The sequence below is a fragment of the Jiangella mangrovi genome, assembly GCF_014204975.1.
In the GTDB taxonomy this organism is placed as follows: domain Bacteria; phylum Actinomycetota; class Actinomycetes; order Jiangellales; family Jiangellaceae; genus Jiangella; species Jiangella mangrovi.
This window is the reverse complement of record NZ_JACHMM010000001.1, coordinates 5,346,100-5,363,525: the sequence shown is the minus strand read 5'-3', so window position 1 is coordinate 5,363,525 and position 17,426 is coordinate 5,346,100. Positions and strand designations below refer to the sequence as shown.

Here is a 17,426-nt window from a genome sequence, read left to right as displayed (position 1 = left end):
CGTCACACCTTGCCCGACACACCCGGAGGTCTAGTCCACCGTGACCAAGCCCGTCGTACTCATCGCCGAAGAGCTCTCGCCCGCCACCGTCGACGCGCTCGGGCCGGACTTCGAGATCCGCAACGTCGACGGCGCCGACCGCGCGGCCCTGCTGCCGGCCATCGTCGACGTCGACGCGATCCTGGTCCGCTCGGCCACCAAGGTCGACGCCGAGGCCATCGCCGCCGCCAAGAAGCTCAAGGTCATCGCCCGCGCAGGCGTCGGCCTCGACAACGTCGACGTCAAGGCCGCCACCCAGGCCGGTGTCATGGTCGTCAACGCGCCGACCTCCAACATCACCAGCGCCGCGGAGCTCGCCATCGGCCTGCTGCTGTCCACCGCCCGCAACATCGCCCCCGCCGACAAGGCGCTCAAGGGCGGCGAGTGGAAGCGCAGCAAGTACTCGGGCGTCGAGCTGTACGAGAAGACGGTCGGCATCGTCGGCCTCGGCCGCATCGGCGTGCTCGTCGCGCAGCGGCTCTCGTCGTTCGGCATGAACGTCATCGCCTACGACCCCTATGTGCCGGCCGCCCGCGCCGCGCAGATGGGCGTGCGCAGCGTGTCGCTGGACCAGCTCCTCGAAGAGAGCGACTTCATCACCGTCCACCTGCCCAAGACGCCCGAGACCGTCGGCCTCATCGGCGAGCAGGCGCTGCGCAAGGTGAAGCCGTCGGTGCGCATCATCAACGCCGCCCGCGGTGGCATCGTCGACGAGCACGCGCTCGCCCTGGCGCTCAAGGAGGGCCGGGTCGCCGGCGCCGGCATCGACGTGTTCGCGTCGGAGCCGACCACCGAGTCGCCGCTGTTCGACTTCGAGACCGTCGTCGTCACGCCGCACCTCGGCGCGTCGACCGACGAGGCGCAGGAGAAGGCCGGCGTCTCGGTCGCCAAGTCGGTGCGGCTGGCCCTGGCCGGCGAACTGGTGCCCGACGCCGTCAACGTCAAGGGCGGCGCCATCGCCGAGGACGTCCGGCCCGGCATCCCGCTGGCCGAGAAGCTCGGCCGCATCTTCACCGCCCTGGCCGGCGGCGTCGCCACCCAGCTCGACGTCGAGGTCCGCGGCGAGATCACCGCGCACGACGTGAAGATCCTCGAGCTGGCCGCGCTGAAGGGGGTCTTCGCCGACGTCGTCGAGGACCCGGTCTCCTACGTCAACGCGCCGCTCATCGCCGCCGACCGCGGCGTCGAGGTCCGCCTCGTCACCGACGAGGAGTCGGCCGACTACCGCAACCTGGTCACTCTGCGCGGCGTCCTCGCCGACGGGCGCTCGGTGTCGGTGTCGGGCACGCTGTCCGGCCCGAAGCACGTCGAGAAGATCGTCGAGGTGCTGGGCTACGACATCGAGGTCGTCCCGGCCGAGCACATGGCCTTCTTCCAGTACACCGACCGCCCCGGCATCGTCGGCACCGTCGGCCGCGTGCTGGGTGAGGCCGACGTCAACATCGCCGGCATGCAGGTCAGCCGGTCGAGCAAGGGCGGCCACGCCCTCGTCGCCATGACCGTCGACCAGGCCGTCCCGGTCCAGGTCCTCGAGGACATCGTCGCCGCCATCGGCGCCGAGTGGGGCCGCACCGTCGACCTCGACGGCTGATCGTTTCTTCTGCTTCGTTCGCGACTCCCGTCGTGCCCTGGTGTGGGGCGCGGCGGGAGTTTCGCGTTGCGCTGGGGTGCCGCGTGGTTGGGTTGGGTTCCCCCGTCCCCCTGCTGCCCATTCTCTTTAGCCGCGCGGGTGCCCTCAAGTCCGCGCCCCCTGTGGTTGCTTGACCGTGTGGTTGGGGGGGGCTTGGACTTGACCGCACCCGCGCGGCCTAAGAACGGGCAGCTATCAGGGGGATGGGGGAGTCTGGCGACGGGTGGGTGGTCGGCGGGCCCGCACCTTTCGGGGTGTTTGCTGGGCCGCCCACCACGATTGCCCGAGCCTCAACACGCCTGCAATCGTGTTGGGGCTCGGGTAATCGTGGTGATGTAGCGGATCGTTGATGATCATCGCTGTCCACAGTCGACCACAGCGGGACGAAACGGACACGGAGGGGCGAGGCGTGCCCGGGGCCTCTCCGGCGATACCTCAACTCTCCGGCACGTCTCACATCCCGAGATCATCCGCCAAACCGCGAGACGGAGATCACGAAGCTCCATATGCTAGGACGACCGAGTACATCAGTGGAGTGCATGATGACCGACGAACAGCAGCAGGCTCAGGAGGCCCGGCACGCGTTGCAGGAGGCCATCGACCGCCGCGACAACGGCGGCGAGTACGGCCGGCAGGACCTTTCCGTAGCCTCGCGCTGACCTGGGTAAACGCGACCCGCGTCCGAATCGCGGGACGCAGGTGCCATCATGTGGACGACGGTCGTACGGTGTGGGCCATGTCGCGCAGTCTCAATCTGGCAGTCATCCCGGGCGACGGGATCGGTACCGAGGTCGTCGCCGAGGGGCTGAAGGTGCTCGACGCCGTCCTCGCCGGCGCCGACGTGAAGGTCGGCACCACCACCTACGATCTCGGCGCCAAGCGCTGGCACGCGACCGGCGAGACGCTGCCGGACTCCGTGCTCGAGGAACTGCGCGGCCACGACGCCATTCTGCTCGGCGCCGTCGGCGACCCGGGTGTGCCGAGCGGCGTGCTCGAGCGCGGGCTGCTGCTGAAGCTGCGGTTCGAGCTCGACCACTACGTGAACCTGCGTCCGTCGCGCCTCTTCCCGGGCGTCGCCACGCCGCTCGCGAACCCCGGCGAGGTCGACTTCGTCGTCGTCCGTGAGGGGACCGAGGGGCCGTACGTCGGCAACGGCGGCGCGCTGCGGGTCGGCACGCCGCACGAGATCGCCAACGAGGTCAGCGTCAACACCGCGTTCGGGGTCGAGCGCGTGGTGCGCGACGCGTTCGCCCGCGCGCAGGCCCGGCCGCGCCGCAAGCTCACCTACGTCCACAAGCACAACGTGCTGGTGCACGCGGGCCACCTGTGGCGGCGCACGGTCGAGCGCGTCGGCCAGGAGTTCCCCGACGTCGCCGTCGACTACCTGCACGTCGACGCCGCGACGATCTTCTTCGTCACCGACCCGGCCCGGTTCGACGTCATCGTCACCGACAACCTGTTCGGCGACATCCTCACCGACCTCGCGGCCGCGATAACCGGCGGAATCGGCCTCGCGGCCAGCGGCAACGTCAATCCCGACCGCACCGCGCCGTCGATGTTCGAGCCCGTGCACGGCTCCGCGCCGGACATCGCCGGCCAGGGGATCGCCGACCCGACGGCGGCGGTGCTGTCGGTGAGCATGCTGCTCGAGCACCTCGGACTGACGGCGGAGGCCGCGCGCATCGTCGACGCGGTCGCGGCCGACCTGGGGGAGCGGGGGACGGCCAAGCGCGGCACGGCCGAGGTGGGCGACGCCCTCGCCGCCCGCGTCACCGCGTGACGTCACCGCCTGAGGTCACCGCCTGACGTCACCCCCTGACGTCACAGCAGCAGCACGAGCTGCACGGCCAGCAGGACGTCGATGACGGCGCACCACTCGGCGAACGAGCGCGCCACCACCTCGTCGCGCCTGAGGTACACGAGGTCCCAGATGCCGTGCAGGAACCAGCCGGCCGCGACGAGCACGACGCCCAGGTCCGGGCTGACCGCGAGGAACGTCAGCCCGGCGACCGTGAGGACGGCGAAGCCGGCCAGGCCGAGCGCCTGGACCCGGAGGGTGCGGTCGCGCCGCAGCTGGCCGTCGACGACACTCCAGGCCAGCACGGCCAGTGCGATGGCGGCCAGCACGACGGCGGGCGAGACGACGTCGAGGGCGCGGGTGACCACGACGACCGCCATGGCGGCCACCACCACCGGCCAGGTCACCCAGCGCCGGCGCAGTTTGGCGACGACCAGGTAGCCCAGCGGCAGCATCAGCAGCGCGCCCCCGAGGCTGGTGGCGAGGCCGTCGGCCTCGGGCGGCGGGCTCAGGAAGCCCGGTAGCGAGACGGCGACGGCGAGCGCGGCCGGCCAGCGCGCCAGCACCCGCCCGAGCAGGGGCCGGGAGGTCGTGTCCGTGTCCATGCCGCCACCCTGGCCGGAGCGGGGCGCAGGAAGTACGTGCGGATTGTCACCACTGACACGTGCGCTCAGATCCAGCCGGACTCCTGCGCCAGCTCGTACGCCTCGGCCCGCGTTGCGACGCCGAGCTTCTGGGTCACCCGGGAGAGCTGGTTGCGCACGGTTCCGGGCGAGAGGAACAGCTCGCGGGCGACGTCGCGGACCGGCCGCTCGGCGCGGGCGCACCGCAGGACGTCCGCCTCGCGGGTGGTCAGCGGCGACGGCGGCGCAGTGAGCGCGTCGGCCGCGAGCAGCGGGTCGACGTAGCGATGGCCCTCGTGGACGCGCCGGACGACGTCGGCCAGTGCGGTGCCCGGTGCGCCCTTGGCGAGGAACCCGCGGGCGCCGGAGGCCAGCGCGCGCCGCAGCACCACCGGCCGGCCGTGCCCGGTGAGTATCACCGCCGCACACTCCGGCAGCGCCCGGCCCAGTTCCGTCACGACCTCGAGCCCGTCGAGCCCCGGCATCTGCAGGTCGACGACGGCGACGTCGGGCCGGTGCCGCCTCGCGAGGTCGACCGCGGCCCGGCCGTCGGCGGCGGTCGCGACCACGTCGATGTCGGGCTCGCGGTCGAGCAGTCCGGCGAGCGCGACCCGGATCAGCTCCTCGTCCTCGGCCAGCAGCACCCTGATCACCACGTCGCGCACAGGGACAGTGTCCGGACCGGACGGCCTTGACGCAATGTCACGCGGGCAGGTCCACCCGCAGCTCGAAGTCGCCGTCGGTCGGCCCGGCCGTCAGCGTCGCGCCGAGATCGGCGCAGCGGATCGCCAGCCCGGCCAGCCCGGTCCCGGCCGGCCCGGTCCCCGCCGGCCCGGTCCCGGAAGCCGCGCCGCCGGCGTCGTCGTTGACGAACCCGAAGGTGCGCCCTCCCCGCGTGGCCTCCAGCCGGATCCGCACCTCGGTGGCGCGGGCATGGCGCAGGACGTTGGTGACGCCCTCCCGGACGACGGCGGCGAGCAGCGCGGACTCCGCCGCGGTCAGCGGCAGCGGTTCCAGCGCGACGTCCATCCGGACGCCGGCCGACGACAGCACCAGGCGCGCCGACTCGAGCTGATGTCGCAGGTCGCTCACCGTCTCGCCCTGCACGGCCCGGCGCACCTCGCCGAGCGTGGCCGCGGCGACCTGCCGGATCTCGTCGGTCTCGGCGCGGGCCTGCTCGGGATCGGCGCCGGTCAGGCCGGCGGCCAGCTCCGCCTTCAGTGCGATCACCGTCAGCCGGTGCCCGAGCAGGTCGTGCAGTTCCCGGCTCATCCGCAGCCGCTCCTCGGCCACGGCCAGTGCGGCCTCGGACTCCCGGGCCCGTTCCGAGTCGTGCAGCAGCCCGAGCAGCCAGACCAGCGCGTGCAGCATCACCACGACGGCTGCCGCGGCGCCCCAGACGGTGAGCACCTGCGTCAGGACGGATGTGCCGAAGGCGAGCGCGCCCGCCGTCGCCGCGCCCGTGTGCGCCAGCACGACGCCCGCCGTGACGGTCCAGGGCAGGGCGAGGGCGACCGCGCCCGCCACCATTCCGGCCAGCCACGCCCACGGAGCGTCGCCCGGAACCGCCCACTGGTAGGCCGGCCACCACAACCCCAGCGTCACCAGGACCGCGGCTCCGCCCGGCGTACGGCGGACGCGGGCGCGGCCGCGGGCGCCGTCTCGCGCCGTGGCTGCAGAACGCAGCATCATGCCGGTGACGATCGCCACCGCCAGCAGTCCTGCCGCGAAGGCCGCATCGAGCACCGGCGTGGGCGGCCGGACCATCCGCCACGGGATCACGACCACCCAGGCCGCGTTGCCCAGCAGGATCGCCAGGACGACGCGACGCGCGGTCGTGGATTCGGACATGCGCCCACCCTCTCGCGGTTCAGCCATGCGGGTGGTCATGTGCCGAGCGTGGCGGCCGCGCCCCACCGCGAGGGCATGACCAGCGTCACCCTTTCGCCGTGATACGGGCATCACCAGCGCATTTCGTCGTTCCATGTCACCAAAAGTCCGATCTTGACACCCCTTGTCACACCCACTTGTATGTGACATAGCACTAAATCCGGACTCCTCCAGACATGGGAGACAGACGTGGTCAGAGCCCGCAGGTTGCTCGCAGTACCCATCGCCCTGGCGCTGACGGCGACCGCAGCGGTCGCCACCAGCGCCGGCGCGGGCGCCGCCGACGACGAGCCGAGCATCGTGGTCGAGGACGGCGTGACGCAGCCGGTCTTCGGCTACGGCGACGCGATCCGCGAACGCGTCTTCATCACGTCGCCGTACGACTCCGACTCGAACGGCGTGCTCGACATCGTGACCGTCGACATCATGCGGCCGGCCGCCAGTGACCAGGGGCTGAAGGTCCCGGTCATCATGGACCCGAGCCCGTACTACTCGACGCTGGGCCGCGGCAACGAGTCGGAGCTGAAGCTGGATCAGGACGGCGACGGCCTGCTGGACCGCTGGCCGCTGTTCTACGACAACTACTTCGTGCCCCGCGGCTACGCCGTGATCCTCATGGACATGATCGGGACGAACAACTCCACCGGCTGCCCGACGGTGCACGACGCGTCGGACAACCTGTCGCCGAAGGTCGTCATCGACTGGCTGAACGGCCGCATCCCGGGCGTCGACAAGAACGGCGCCGAGGTGGTCGTCGACTGGCACAACGGCAAGACCGGGCTCATCGGCAAGTCCTACGACGGCACGCTGGCCAACGGCACGGCGGTGTCCGGCGTCGAGGGGCTGACCACGATCGTCCCGATCAGCGCGATCGCCAGCTACTACGACTACACCCGCAGCAACGGCGTCATCCAGCGCGGCAACAACTACCTCGCGAGCCTCGCGAACACCGTCACGAACCCGGACCGCCGCGACTACTGCCGCCCGGTGCGCGACACCCTGTCGGCGAACGACGGCGACGAGACCGGCGACTACACGCCGTTCTGGCACGTCCGCGACTACACCCGCGACATGGACAAGATCAAGGCGAGCGTCTTCGTGGTCCACGGCCTGAACGACGAGAACGTCCGCCCCGACCACTTCAGCAAGCTCTGGTACGGCCTGACGGAGAACGACGTGCCGCGCAAGCTGTGGCTGACCCAGACCGGCCACATCGACCCGTTCGACTTCCGCCGCGAGGCGTGGGTCGACGAGATCCACAAGTGGTTCGACTTCTGGCTGTACGACGTCGACAACGGGATCATGGACGAGCCGATCGTCGACGTCGAGCGGGCGCCGGACGTGTGGGAGACGGCGAACGACTGGCCGATCCCGGGCTCGCGGCCGACGCGGCTCTGGCTGGAGCCGAACGCCGGCGCCTCCGGTGACCTCTCCCTCACGCCGAACCGCGGGTCCGACCCGGTCCTGAGCTTCGTCGACGACCCCAACCAGCGTGAGACCGCCATGGTGTCGAACGAGGAGTCCGTCACGGCGAACCGCCTGGTGTACCTGTCCGACCCGCTGGAGGCGCCGCTGCACATCTCCGGCACGCCGGAGCTGAAGATCGGCGCGACGGTCAGCACCACGGACACCAACTTCGGCGTCATCGTGGTCGACTACGGGCCGGCTGAGCGGGTCCAGCGGCAGGGCGACGGCGTCATCACCGGCACCGTCGAGGACTGCTGGGGTGCGACGGCGACGTGGGGCGGCTACGCCGAGGACGCCTGCTACCGCGAGGTGGACAAGCGGGTCGCGCTCACCCAGCGCGAGGTCGTCACCAAGGGCATCATCGACGGCGTCAACCTGTACGACTACAGCACCCCGACGCCGCTGATCCCGGGCAAGCCGTACGACGTGCAGTTCCCGCTGCTGCCCGAGGACTACGTGTTCCCCGAGGGCCACCGCATCGGCGTGATCATCGTCGGCAGCTACCGCGACTACGGCAGCCAGGCCGACCCGAACCGCGCCACCATCTCGGTCCTGCCGCAGCGCAGCGTCATCGAGCTGCCGATCGTCGGCGGCCGGATGGCGGCCGTGGCGGCCGGCCTCGAGTAGCGCCTGACGGATGCGCCGGTGCCGCGGCCGCGGTTGGACGGCCGCGTCACCGGCGCATTCCCCCATCACATCACCGCCCCACCGGACATGGGAGAACTCTCGTGGTCAGAGCCCGCAGGTTGCTCGCCCTCCCCGCCGCCCTCGCGCTGACCGCCACCGCGGCGGTCACGACGAACGCGGGCGCGGGAGCGGCGGACGAAGAGGTCGGCATCGTCGTCGAGGACGGCGTGACGCAGCCGGTCTTCGGCTACGACGATGCCATCCGGGAGCGCGTCTTCATCACGTCGCCGTACGACTCCGACTCGAACGGCGTGGTCGACGTCATCGCCGTCGACATCATGCGGCCGGCGGCCAGCGAGCAGGGCCTCGATGTCCCGGTCATCATGGACCCGAGCCCGTACTACTCGACCCTCGGGCGGGGCAACGAGTCGGAGCTGAAGCTGGACCAGGACGGCGACGGCCTGCTCGACCGCTGGCCGCTCTACTACGACAACTACTTCGTGCCGCGCGGGTACGCGATCGTCCTCATGGACATGATCGGCACGAACAACTCCACCGGCTGCCCGACCACCGGTGGCGTCTCGGACAACCTGTCGCCCAAGGTCGTCATCGACTGGCTGAACGGGCGCATCCCCGGCGTCGACAAGGACGGCGTCCCGGTCGTCGCCGACTGGCACAACGGCAGGACCGGCCTCATCGGCAAGTCCTACGACGGCACGCTCGCCAACGCGACCGCCGCCTCCGGTGTCGAGGGCCTGTCGACCATCGTCCCGATCAGCGCGATCTCCAGCTGGTACGACTACACCCGCAGCAACGGCGTCGTCACCCGCGGGAACAGCTACCCGTCGTCGCTGTCCAACACCGTCACCAACCCCGATCGCCGCGCGCACTGCCAGCCCGTGCGCGATGAACTGGCCGCCACCGACGGCGACGAGACCGGCGACTACACGCCGTTCTGGGCGCTGCGTGACTACAACCCCGACGCCGGCAACGTGAAGGCCAGCGTCTTCGTGGTCCACGGCATCAACGACGAGAACGTCCGCCCCGACCACTTCAGCAAGTGGTGGTACGCGCTCGCCGAGAACGACGTGCCGCGCAAGCTGTGGCTGACCCAGACCGGGCACATCGACCCCTTCGACTTCCGCCGCGCCGAATGGGTCGTCGAGCTGCACCGGTGGTTCGACTACTGGCTGCAGGGCGTCGACAACGGGATCATGGACGAGCCGATCGCCGACATCGAGCGCGCGCCGGACGTCTGGGCCGAGTACAGCGACTGGCCCATCAAGGGTGCGCGCGAGACGCGGGTCTGGCTGCAGCCGCACGCCGACGGCGCCGGCGGCCTGTCGGTCGTCCCGAACCGCCCGCTCGACCCGACGCTGAGCTTCGTCGACGACCCGAACCAGCGCGAGACCGCGATGATCACCAACGAGCTCGCGGTCCAGCCGAACCGGCTCGCGTACGTGTCCGAGCCGCTGACGGCGCCGCTGCACATCTCCGGCACACCGACGGTCCAGCTGCAGGCGACGTCCAGCACCGCGGACACGAACTTCGCCGCGATCCTGGTCGACTACGGCCCGGCCGTGCGTGTGCAGCGGGCCGGCGACGGCGTCATCACCGGCACCGTCGAGGACTGCTGGGGCGAGTCCGCCGTGTGGGGCGGGTTCGCCGAGGACGCCTGTTACCGCACGGTCGGCAAACGGGTCGCCGAGACGCCGCGCGAGGTCGTCACCAAGGGGATCGTCGACGGCGTCAACATCGACGACTACACGACGCCCACCCCGCTGGTCCCGGGGCAGGTCTACGACGTCAGCTTCCCGCTGCTGCCGGAGGACTACGTGTTCCCGGAGGGGCACCGGATCGGCGTCATCATCGTCGGCAGCTACCGCGACTACGGCAGCCAGGCCGACCAGAACCGGGCCACCATCTCGATCGCCCCGCAGCGCTCGCTGATCGAACTGCCGATCGTCGGCGGCCGGGCGGCGGCCCAGGCCGCGGGCCTGAAGTGACCCGCCGGTAGGACCGGATCGGCGGGGGCCCGCGCTCGCACGCGGACCCCCGCCGACCGTGGGGCCACCCGTGGTTGCCGCGCCGATGAACCTTCTGTGAACCCTGCTGCGAACAGGCACTTTGCCATCGACCGCCGCGTTGAAGGCTGTCAGCGTAAGGGTCGTGAGCCTGACTCGTTACGGAGTGGAGCCCCACGTGCTGGCCATCGCCCACCGGGGCGGGGCGGGGCTGGCTGCCGAGAACACCCTGGCCGCCTTCGAGCGGTCCTACGCCCTCGGGCTGCGGTATCTCGAGACCGACGTCCGCATCACCTCCGACGGCGTCCCCCTCGCCTTCCACGACGCCAAGCTGAACCGCGTCACCGAGGGGCGGGGCCTGGTCAAGCGCCGCTCCTGGGACGAGGTGCGCCGCCTGACGGTGTTCGGCTCGGAGCCCGTGGCCCGGCTCGACGACCTCCTCATGGCGTTCCCCGACGCGAAGTTCGTCATCGACGTCAAGGACGAGGAGTCGCTGGAGCCGCTGGCCCGCGTGCTGCGCGCCACGAACGCCGTCGAGCGGGTCTGCCTGGCCGGCGCCTGGGACGGCTGGCTGGCGTCGCTGCGGGCCGACCTCGGGCCCGGGCTGTCGTGTGCCCTGGGCTGGCGCTCGCTGGTGTCGTGGCTGGCCTGCTCGCACGGGCGGGTCGCGCCGCCGCGCCGGGTGGCCAACGGGGGCTTCGTGCACGTGCCGTTGCGCTGGGGTAGACTCCCGATATTCATCGACCGTCTGGTCGAAGGCGCCCATGACCTGGGGTTGCGCCTCATCGTATGGACGGTTGACGACCCAGTCGTCATGCACCGGCTGATCAACGCGGGTGTCGACGGCATCATCACCGACCGGCCCGATGTGCTGCGCGAGGTGATGATCGCCGAGGGTCGTTGGCCACGCACCGTTTACGCAGAACGCGATGATCGGTAGCGTTGGTTGGACGTCCAACTAATTCCGATCGTCTAGGAGCACCGCCATGACACCGACCGCACCGGCTCTGGAGTTCTCGACGACCCTCACGTCGAACCCGGTAGCCCCTGAGCGCCGGTCGGAGATCCTGGCGAACCCCGGGTTCGGCACCAACTTCACCGATCACATGGTCACCGCCACGTGGACGCCCGACGGCTGGCACGACGCCGGCCTGCGCCCGTACGCGCCGCTCGCCCTCGACCCCGCCACGGCGGTCTTCCACTACGCCCAGGCGATCTTCGAGGGCCTCAAGGCCTACCGGCACGCCGACGGCTCCGTGTGGACCTTCCGCCCCGACGCCAACGCCGCGCGCATGGACCGCAGCGCGCACCGCATGGCGCTGCCGGAGCTGCCCGCGGGGGCGTTCGTCGAGGCCGTCGACCTCCTGGTCCGCGCCGACGCCGACTGGGTGCCGTCGGGCGGAGAGACCAGCCTCTACCTGCGCCCGTTCATGTTCGCCTCCGAGGCGTTCCTGGGCGTGCGGCCGGCCAACCAGGTGACGTTCTGCGTCATCGCGTCGCCGGCCGGGGCCTATTTCGCGTCGGGCGTGAAGCCGGTCGACATCTGGCTGTCGTCGGAGTACACGCGCGCCGCTCCCGGCGGCACCGGCGCGGCCAAGTGCGCGGGCAACTACGCCGCCAGCCTCATCGCCCAGCAAGAGGCCATCGAGCACGGCTGCTCGCAGGTCTGCTTCCTCGACGCCGTCGAGGGCAAGTGGGTCGAGGAGCTCGGCGGCATGAACCTCTACTTCGTGCACGCCGACGGCTCCATCGTCACCCCGGAGCTCACCGGCACCATCCTCGAGGGCATCACCCGCGACTCCATCATCGCGCTGGCCGCCGACCGCGGCTACAAGGTCGACGAGCGCCGGCTGTCCATCGACGACTGGCGCGACGGCGTGGCCTCCGGCGACATCACCGAGGTCTTCGCCTGCGGCACCGCCGCCGCCATCACCCCGCTCGGCCGGCTGGCCTGGGAGGGCGGCGAGCTGTCGCACGGCACCGAGCCCGGCCCCGTGACGACGGAGATCCGCTCGGCCCTGCTCGACGTCCAGTACGGCCGCGCCGACGACCCCCACGGCTGGATGCACCGCGTCGCCTGACCTGCTCGGCCGGCGCCCGGTCCCTCCACAGTGTGGAGGCGGCCGGGCGTCGTCGCGTGAACTGTGCCATACTGCTGCACGATGAGCTTCTGTCTGATTATTACGTAGGCGCGCCGGCACCCAGCACCAATGCCAGGCGCGCAGACCTCTCGCATCCGCGAGGGGTCTTTTTCTTTGCAATGACATCGTGTTTGTCCAACCGCCCGACCCGCGCTCACCGACCCGTGAGGACAGAGCAGTGACCGACCTCGAACAGTTCCACGTCTACGACACCTCGCTCCGCGACGGCGCCCAGCAGGAGGGGCTCTCGCTCTCGGTGCAGGACAAGCTCGCCATCGCGGGCCACCTGGACGAGCTGGGCGTCGGGTTCATCGAGGGCGGCTGGCCGGGCGCGGTCCCCAAGGACACCGAGTTCTTCCGCCGCGCCCGCACCGAGCTGAACCTGAAGACGGCGACGCTCGCGGCGTTCGGCGCCACCCGCAAGGCCGGCACGACGGCGGCCGAGGACCCGCAGGTGCGGGCGCTCCTCGACGCCGAGACGCCGGTCGTCACGCTGGTCGCGAAGAGCCACGTCGGCCACGTCGAGCGGGCGCTGCGCACCACGCAGGACGAGAACCTGGCGATGATCGCCGACACCGTCGGCTTCCTCACGGGCGAGGGCCGGCGGGTGTTCGTCGACGCCGAGCACTTCTTCGACGGGTTCCGCACCGACCCCGCGTACGCGCTGCGTGTGGTCCGCACGGCCACCGAGGCCGGCGCCGACGTCGTCGTCCTCTGCGACACCAACGGCGGCATGCTGCCCGACGACGTCCGCGCGACCGTCGCCGCGGTGCTCGAGCAGACCGGCGCCCGGCTGGGCATGCACGCGCACAACGACACCGGGTGCGCCGTCGCCAACTCCGTCGCCGCGGTCGACGCCGGGGCCACCCACGTGCAGGGGACCGTCAACGGAACGGGGGAGCGCACCGGCAACGCCGACATCATGACCGTGGTCGCGAACCTCGAGCTCAAGCGGGGGATGACGGTGCTGCCGGCCGGCGCGCTGCACGAGGCGACGCGCATCGCCCACGCCGTCTCCGAGCTGACGAACATCGTGCCCTACTCGCGCCAGCCCTACGTCGGCGCCAGCGCGTTCGCGCACAAGGCCGGCCTGCACGCCAGCGCCATCAAGGTCGACCCCGACCTGTACCAGCACACCGACCCCGCCCTCGTCGGCAACGACATGCGGCTGCTGGTGTCGGACATGGCCGGCCGGGCCAGCATCGAGCTGAAGAGCCGCGAGCTGGGCTACGACGTCTCGGGCGACCGCGAGCTGGTCACCCGCGTCACCCAGCGGGTGAAGGACCTCGAGGCCGCCGGCTACACGTTCGAGGCGGCCGACGCCTCGTTCGAGCTGCTGCTGCGCGAAGAGGCCGAGGGCCGGCGGGTCAGCTACTTCGACGTCGAGTCGTGGCGGGTCATCACCGAGTCGCGCCCCGGCGGCGACGCCGTCAGCGAGGGGACGGTGAAGCTGCGGGCAGGGGGCGAGCGCGTCGTCGTGACCGGTGAGGGGAACGGTCCGGTCAACGCGCTCGACCACGCCCTGCGCACCGCGATCGGCGCGCTCTATCCGGAGATCGACAAGCTCGAGCTCATCGACTTCCGGGTGCGGATCCTGGACGCGGCCCACGGCACGGACGCGGTGACGCGCGTGCTCGTGGAGATGACGGACGGGAAGACGTCCTGGGAGACCGTGGGGGTCGGGGCCAACATCATCGAGGCCTCGTGGGAGGCGCTGGTCGACGCCGTCACCTACGGTCTGCTGCGCCAGGGGGGAACGGCGATCAGCTGACGAGCCTGAAGGCGCTGCTCATGACGGCCGAGGCGTCGGCCCACGTGGGCAGCGCGTCGATCTCGATGATGGTGCGGCGGAGAGGTTCGGTGTCGTACAGTTCGACCCGCCAGCCGTTGCTGCCGTGGTCGAGGATCCCCCGGATCACCTTGGTTCCCTTCTCGTAGCGATGTTTCTGCGGTATGGCCGAAGTGAAGTCTGTCACTTTCCGCACGCCATGTCGCATTGAAATACGGCGCGTCGACCAAGATCAGCCGTTCGGCCGACGGGGACTCCGCGTGTCGGCCGACCGGCTGGCCTCGGGGTCTCAGCCCACGAGCGGGTCGTCTCAGCCGGCGAGCGGGGTGCCGGTCTCGAGCAGGCTCTTGAGGTCGCTGAGCACCCAGGCGTGCCCGCCGCCGGCGCCCTCGGCCTCGTTGTCGCCGCGGGACAGCGCGGCCAGCAGCGGCATCCCCTCCAGCTCGTGCGTCACCGTCAGCGAGCAGGACGTGCCGTCGGGCGTCGGGCGGATCTCGTGCGTGATCCGGCTGAAGCCCTCGGCGGCCATGCCCGGGTCCATGAGCATCCGGAACGTCGTGACCAGGCGCGACGGCGGCTCGGCCTCGAGGACCTCGCCGTCGACGACGACGTCGGGGCACGGGAAGCCCTGGGCCTCGGCCGCGGCCTTGAACTCCGGCGTCGGTGCGACGGTGTAGGCGCCGCCCGGGCGCAGGTCGTAGCTGGCCAGGCCGGTGTAGCCGTAGCGCGCCGTCCACTCCGGCTTCGTGATGGCGTCCCAGATGGCCTGCGGGGTGGCCTTGATGTAGATGCGGTAGACCTGCGTGCTGGTCTGCGTCGCGGTGGTGGTCATGATTCGTCCTCCAGTTCGGCCCTGAGCTCCAGGAGCGCCGTGGTGTGGCGCTCGGTGTACTTGTCGATCCACCGGTCGTGGATCTCGCGGATCGGCACCGGGTTGAGGAAGTGCAACTTCTCTCGCCCCGACCTGCGGGTGACCACGAGGTTCGCCTCCTCCAGCACGCGCAGGTGCTTCATGACGCCGAAGCGGCTCATCTCCAGCTCGGACTCCAGCTCGGTCAGCGTGCGGCCGTCACGCGCGAAGAGCAGGTCGAGCAGGAACCGCCGCGTGGGATCGGCGAGCGCCTTGAAGACCCGGTCGTCGGTCATGGCAGCGACGATAGGTGACCAAATAGTCACATGTCAATCTCCCTTCACACCGGCTACCGGCGGTGCCATGCTGCGAGGAGGGGAAACGTCAGGCGGCCCGGTGCCGCACGGCCCGGGCCAGGCATCTCAGGGGGCGATGGCCATGCCGGACGACGAGGACGGGACGGGTGCCCAGCTCATCGAGCGGCCGTTCGGGAATCCGCACGCGAACGATCCGGTCCTGGGACCGGCCTACGCCGACGGCTACAAGGAGGGCGCGTTCGGCGACCACACACTGGACAACAACCCGGCGGGCGAGCCGGGTCCCGCCACGGACGCGTTCACCGAGGGCTTCGACGACGGCATGGCCCGGTTCGAGGCCTACGAGAAGGGGTTCAAGCGGGGCATCACAAGGGGCTGCGCGGCATCACCGTCGACGACTTCGTCCCGCCGCCGCTCGGCACCGAGCACGTCGAGGACCTGAACGCGGCCTGGCTGGAGGGCCGGGCAGACGGCCTGGGGGTCGCCCGGATCGTGCGCGACGGTATCGAGGCGAAGGCCCTGGAGGTGCCGGGCTTCGACACTCCCACGGGGCCGATCCACTCGACGCCGGTGAGCGGAGGGCGCCTCTACTCGCAGGAGTTCAACGGTGCCCGGGCGATCTACTTCCTCCATCCGTCCGGCCAGTCGTTCGCGATCGACGCGCCCATCTTCGCCGAGTACGAGGAGCTCGGCGCGCTCGGCAGCTTCCTGGGCCGGCCGACCACCGACACGAAGCGGCTGCCCGACGGCCGCGGCAAGATCACCGAGTTCGAGCAGGGCACCATGTACTCGACGGCGACCACCGGCGCGCACGAGGTGCACGGGCCGATCGGCGCCAAGTGGAAGGAGCTCGGCGGACCGACGGGTGACCTCGGCTACCCGACGAGCAACGAGCAGTTCGAGCGGTCCGACCGCGGCAAGGTCTCGACCTTCGAGCACGGCGACATCTACAAGTGGGACGACCTCGGCGTCCAGGTGATCCGCAGCGTCCAGGTGCGCTTCCGCGGGCAGAACTGCTTCGCGGAGTCCGACGAGCTGTCCGGCCAGGACGAGACCTATGTCGTCGCCACCGTGGTCGGCCCGAACCGCGACGCCACCGTCTCGGTGCGGCGCCGGATCTTCGACGTCGATGCCGGCGGTTCCTTCCCGGACACGCTGGTGGTCTACGAGGGACCACCGGCCGGGATCGGCGCGCTCGCCGTGACGATGGCCGAGCACGACACCGGGAACCCGGACGAGTACTGCGGCCAGATCGAGGCCGGGGTGCGCCTGGCGATGAACGGCCTGGCCGCCGCGGTCGCCGCGACCGGTGTCGGGCTCACCGTCAGCGGCATCGCGCTCGCACTGGCCAACGCCGGCGCCGGGCCGATCGCCAACGCCATCAACGACGCCATCGACAGCGGCGACGACACGATCGGCACGGCCGTCTTCCCGCTGGCGCCGAAGTCGCTGATCGGCCTCGCCCGCTCGCCGTTGCAGCGCGAGCGCGACGTCGAGTTCCACCTGGCGACCCCGCTGCTCACGGGGGAGGGGGCATACAAGGCCTACTTCGACGTGACGTTCGGCTGACACCGTCGCGCACGGCAGAGGCACGAAGCTCGATCCTTTCGCCGGTCCGATCCGTACAAGAAACGGACCTTCACCGACCTGCGAAAGGGACGTCAGATGAAGCGCATACCCGCAGCCGTGCTCGCGTTGCTGGCCACATCCGCCCTGGTGGTCCTGCCCGCCTCGGGCGCCCAGGCGCACGGCGGCCACGGACACTCCGGCAAGGGGCACAGGAGCCTGACGGTGCTCGAGGCCGAGACGATGTTCGCGGTCGACGGGCCGTTCGTGGGCGCCGCCAACCCGATCCGCGGCATCAACGGCGGCGGCCTGCCGTGGCAGATCGACGAGTCAGAGGTCGAACTGACCAGCAAGGGCCGCATCGAGGTCGAGGTCGACGACCTCGTCCTGCTCGAGGCCGCCCCGGTGCCGCCGGACCGTCAGGGCATCAACCCGGCGCCGAACTTCGTCGCCGTCGTCAGCTGCCTCACCACTGTCGACGGCGCCGTGACCACCGTCAACGTGGCCACCGACCCGTTCCCCGCGAGCACCGGGGGCGACTCGAGGATCAAGGACACGATCGACCTGCCGCAGCCGTGCATCGCCCCGATCGTCTTCGTCGGGCCGAACGCAGCGACCTGGTTCTCGGCGACCGGACTCTGACGCCGTCGAACCCTGGGGCCGGA

General features: G+C 70.9%; 16 protein-coding genes. 10 read left to right on the top strand and 6 right to left on the bottom strand.

The genetic code is table 11. The annotated features are described in order from the left end of the window. The first annotated feature begins 40 nt into the window (after positions 1–40). Both serA and HD601_RS24930 read left to right on the top strand, forming a co-directional pair. On the top strand, positions 41–1,630 hold the full coding sequence (gene serA / locus HD601_RS24935) for a phosphoglycerate dehydrogenase (protein ID WP_184826475.1): 1,590 nt from the start codon (positions 41–43) through the stop codon (positions 1,628–1,630). A gap of 775 nt (positions 1,631–2,405) precedes the next feature. Next, on the top strand, positions 2,406–3,449 hold the full coding sequence (locus tag HD601_RS24930; protein ID WP_184826473.1) for a 3-isopropylmalate dehydrogenase: 1,044 nt from the start codon (positions 2,406–2,408) through the stop codon (positions 3,447–3,449). A 41-nt stretch (positions 3,450–3,490) separates the two neighbouring features. On the opposite strand, the gene HD601_RS24925 is transcribed toward HD601_RS24930, so the two are convergent. The 3 genes from HD601_RS24925 to HD601_RS24915 form a co-directional block, all read right to left on the bottom strand. After that, positions 3,491–4,072, bottom strand: coding sequence for a hypothetical protein (locus HD601_RS24925; RefSeq protein ID WP_184826471.1), 582 nt, complete (start codon positions 4,070–4,072; stop codon positions 3,491–3,493). A gap of 65 nt (positions 4,073–4,137) precedes the next feature. Next, positions 4,138–4,743, bottom strand: a complete 606-nt coding sequence (locus tag HD601_RS24920; protein ID WP_184830172.1) for a response regulator — start codon at positions 4,741–4,743, stop codon at positions 4,138–4,140. Between the two features lie 49 nt (positions 4,744–4,792). Further along, the gene (locus HD601_RS24915) at positions 4,793–5,941 is read right to left on the bottom strand and encodes a sensor histidine kinase (RefSeq protein ID WP_184826469.1); all 1,149 of its coding nucleotides are present in this window, start codon (positions 5,939–5,941) and stop codon (positions 4,793–4,795) included. Between the two features lie 246 nt (positions 5,942–6,187). Here HD601_RS24915 and HD601_RS24910 point away from each other — a divergent pair, with 246 nt between their 5' ends. From HD601_RS24910 to cimA, 5 genes are all read left to right on the top strand, one after another. Then, the gene (locus HD601_RS24910) at positions 6,188–8,074 is read left to right on the top strand and encodes a CocE/NonD family hydrolase (protein ID WP_184826467.1); all 1,887 of its coding nucleotides are present in this window, start codon (positions 6,188–6,190) and stop codon (positions 8,072–8,074) included. A 101-nt stretch (positions 8,075–8,175) separates the two neighbouring features. Continuing rightward, on the top strand, positions 8,176–10,080 hold the full coding sequence (locus tag HD601_RS24905; RefSeq protein WP_221441288.1) for a Xaa-Pro dipeptidyl-peptidase: 1,905 nt from the start codon (positions 8,176–8,178) through the stop codon (positions 10,078–10,080). Positions 10,081–10,243: 163 nt separating this feature from the next. After that, on the top strand, positions 10,244–11,038 hold the full coding sequence (locus HD601_RS24900) for a glycerophosphodiester phosphodiesterase family protein (RefSeq protein ID WP_184826465.1): 795 nt from the start codon (positions 10,244–10,246) through the stop codon (positions 11,036–11,038). A gap of 46 nt (positions 11,039–11,084) precedes the next feature. Continuing rightward, positions 11,085–12,179: a branched-chain amino acid aminotransferase gene (locus HD601_RS24895; RefSeq protein ID WP_184826463.1), complete on the top strand. Its 1,095-nt coding sequence runs from the start codon at positions 11,085–11,087 to the stop codon at positions 12,177–12,179. A gap of 238 nt (positions 12,180–12,417) precedes the next feature. Beyond that, positions 12,418–14,010 (top strand): citramalate synthase, encoded by a 1,593-nt coding sequence (gene cimA / locus HD601_RS24890; protein ID WP_184826461.1) that lies wholly within the window; start codon positions 12,418–12,420, stop codon positions 14,008–14,010. Here cimA and HD601_RS24885 read toward each other — a convergent pair. From HD601_RS24885 to HD601_RS24875, 3 genes are all read right to left on the bottom strand, one after another. Further along, positions 14,003–14,215: a hypothetical protein gene (locus HD601_RS24885; protein WP_184826459.1), complete on the bottom strand. Its 213-nt coding sequence runs from the start codon at positions 14,213–14,215 to the stop codon at positions 14,003–14,005. The two genes, cimA and HD601_RS24885, sit on opposite strands and share 8 nt — an antisense overlap. Before the next feature lie 123 nt (positions 14,216–14,338). Continuing rightward, a complete protein-coding gene (locus HD601_RS24880) occupies positions 14,339–14,860 on the bottom strand; it encodes an SRPBCC domain-containing protein (protein WP_184826457.1) in 522 nt (173 codons plus the stop codon). Next, positions 14,857–15,174 carry an ArsR/SmtB family transcription factor gene (locus HD601_RS24875; RefSeq protein WP_184826455.1) on the bottom strand — a complete coding sequence of 106 codons (318 nt, stop codon included), beginning with the start codon at positions 15,172–15,174 and terminating at the stop codon, positions 14,857–14,859. Before HD601_RS24875 ends, HD601_RS24880 begins: the two co-directional genes overlap by 4 nt. 142 nt (positions 15,175–15,316) lie before the next feature. Here HD601_RS24875 and HD601_RS24870 point away from each other — a divergent pair, with 142 nt between their 5' ends. The 3 genes from HD601_RS24870 (at position 15,317) to HD601_RS24860 (ending at position 17,403) form a co-directional block, all read left to right on the top strand. Next, positions 15,317–15,637 (top strand): hypothetical protein, encoded by a 321-nt coding sequence (locus HD601_RS24870; RefSeq protein ID WP_184826453.1) that lies wholly within the window; start codon positions 15,317–15,319, stop codon positions 15,635–15,637. A gap of 50 nt (positions 15,638–15,687) precedes the next feature. After that, the gene (locus HD601_RS24865) at positions 15,688–16,764 is read left to right on the top strand and encodes an LGFP repeat-containing protein (protein ID WP_184826451.1); all 1,077 of its coding nucleotides are present in this window, start codon (positions 15,688–15,690) and stop codon (positions 16,762–16,764) included. A gap of 96 nt (positions 16,765–16,860) precedes the next feature. Further along, entirely contained in the window at positions 16,861–17,403 is a 543-nt protein-coding gene (locus HD601_RS24860) for a hypothetical protein (RefSeq protein WP_184826449.1), read from the top strand. The last annotated feature ends 23 nt before the right edge of the window (positions 17,404–17,426 follow it).

Coding starts and splice junctions, on each gene's coding strand:
- HD601_RS24880 (WP_184826457.1), bottom strand. CDS start 14,860: ATGACCACCACCGCGACGCAGACCAGCACGCAGGTCTACCGCATCTAC.
- HD601_RS24870 (WP_184826453.1), top strand. CDS start 15,317: ATGCCGGACGACGAGGACGGGACGGGTGCCCAGCTCATCGAGCGGCCG.
- HD601_RS24860 (WP_184826449.1), top strand. CDS start 16,861: ATGAAGCGCATACCCGCAGCCGTGCTCGCGTTGCTGGCCACATCCGCC.
- HD601_RS24925 (WP_184826471.1), bottom strand. CDS start 4,072: ATGGACACGGACACGACCTCCCGGCCCCTGCTCGGGCGGGTGCTGGCG.
- HD601_RS24895 (WP_184826463.1), top strand. CDS start 11,085: ATGACACCGACCGCACCGGCTCTGGAGTTCTCGACGACCCTCACGTCG.
- HD601_RS24915 (WP_184826469.1), bottom strand. CDS start 5,941: ATGTCCGAATCCACGACCGCGCGTCGCGTCGTCCTGGCGATCCTGCTG.
- HD601_RS24875 (WP_184826455.1), bottom strand. CDS start 15,174: ATGACCGACGACCGGGTCTTCAAGGCGCTCGCCGATCCCACGCGGCGG.
- HD601_RS24930 (WP_184826473.1), top strand. CDS start 2,406: ATGTCGCGCAGTCTCAATCTGGCAGTCATCCCGGGCGACGGGATCGGT.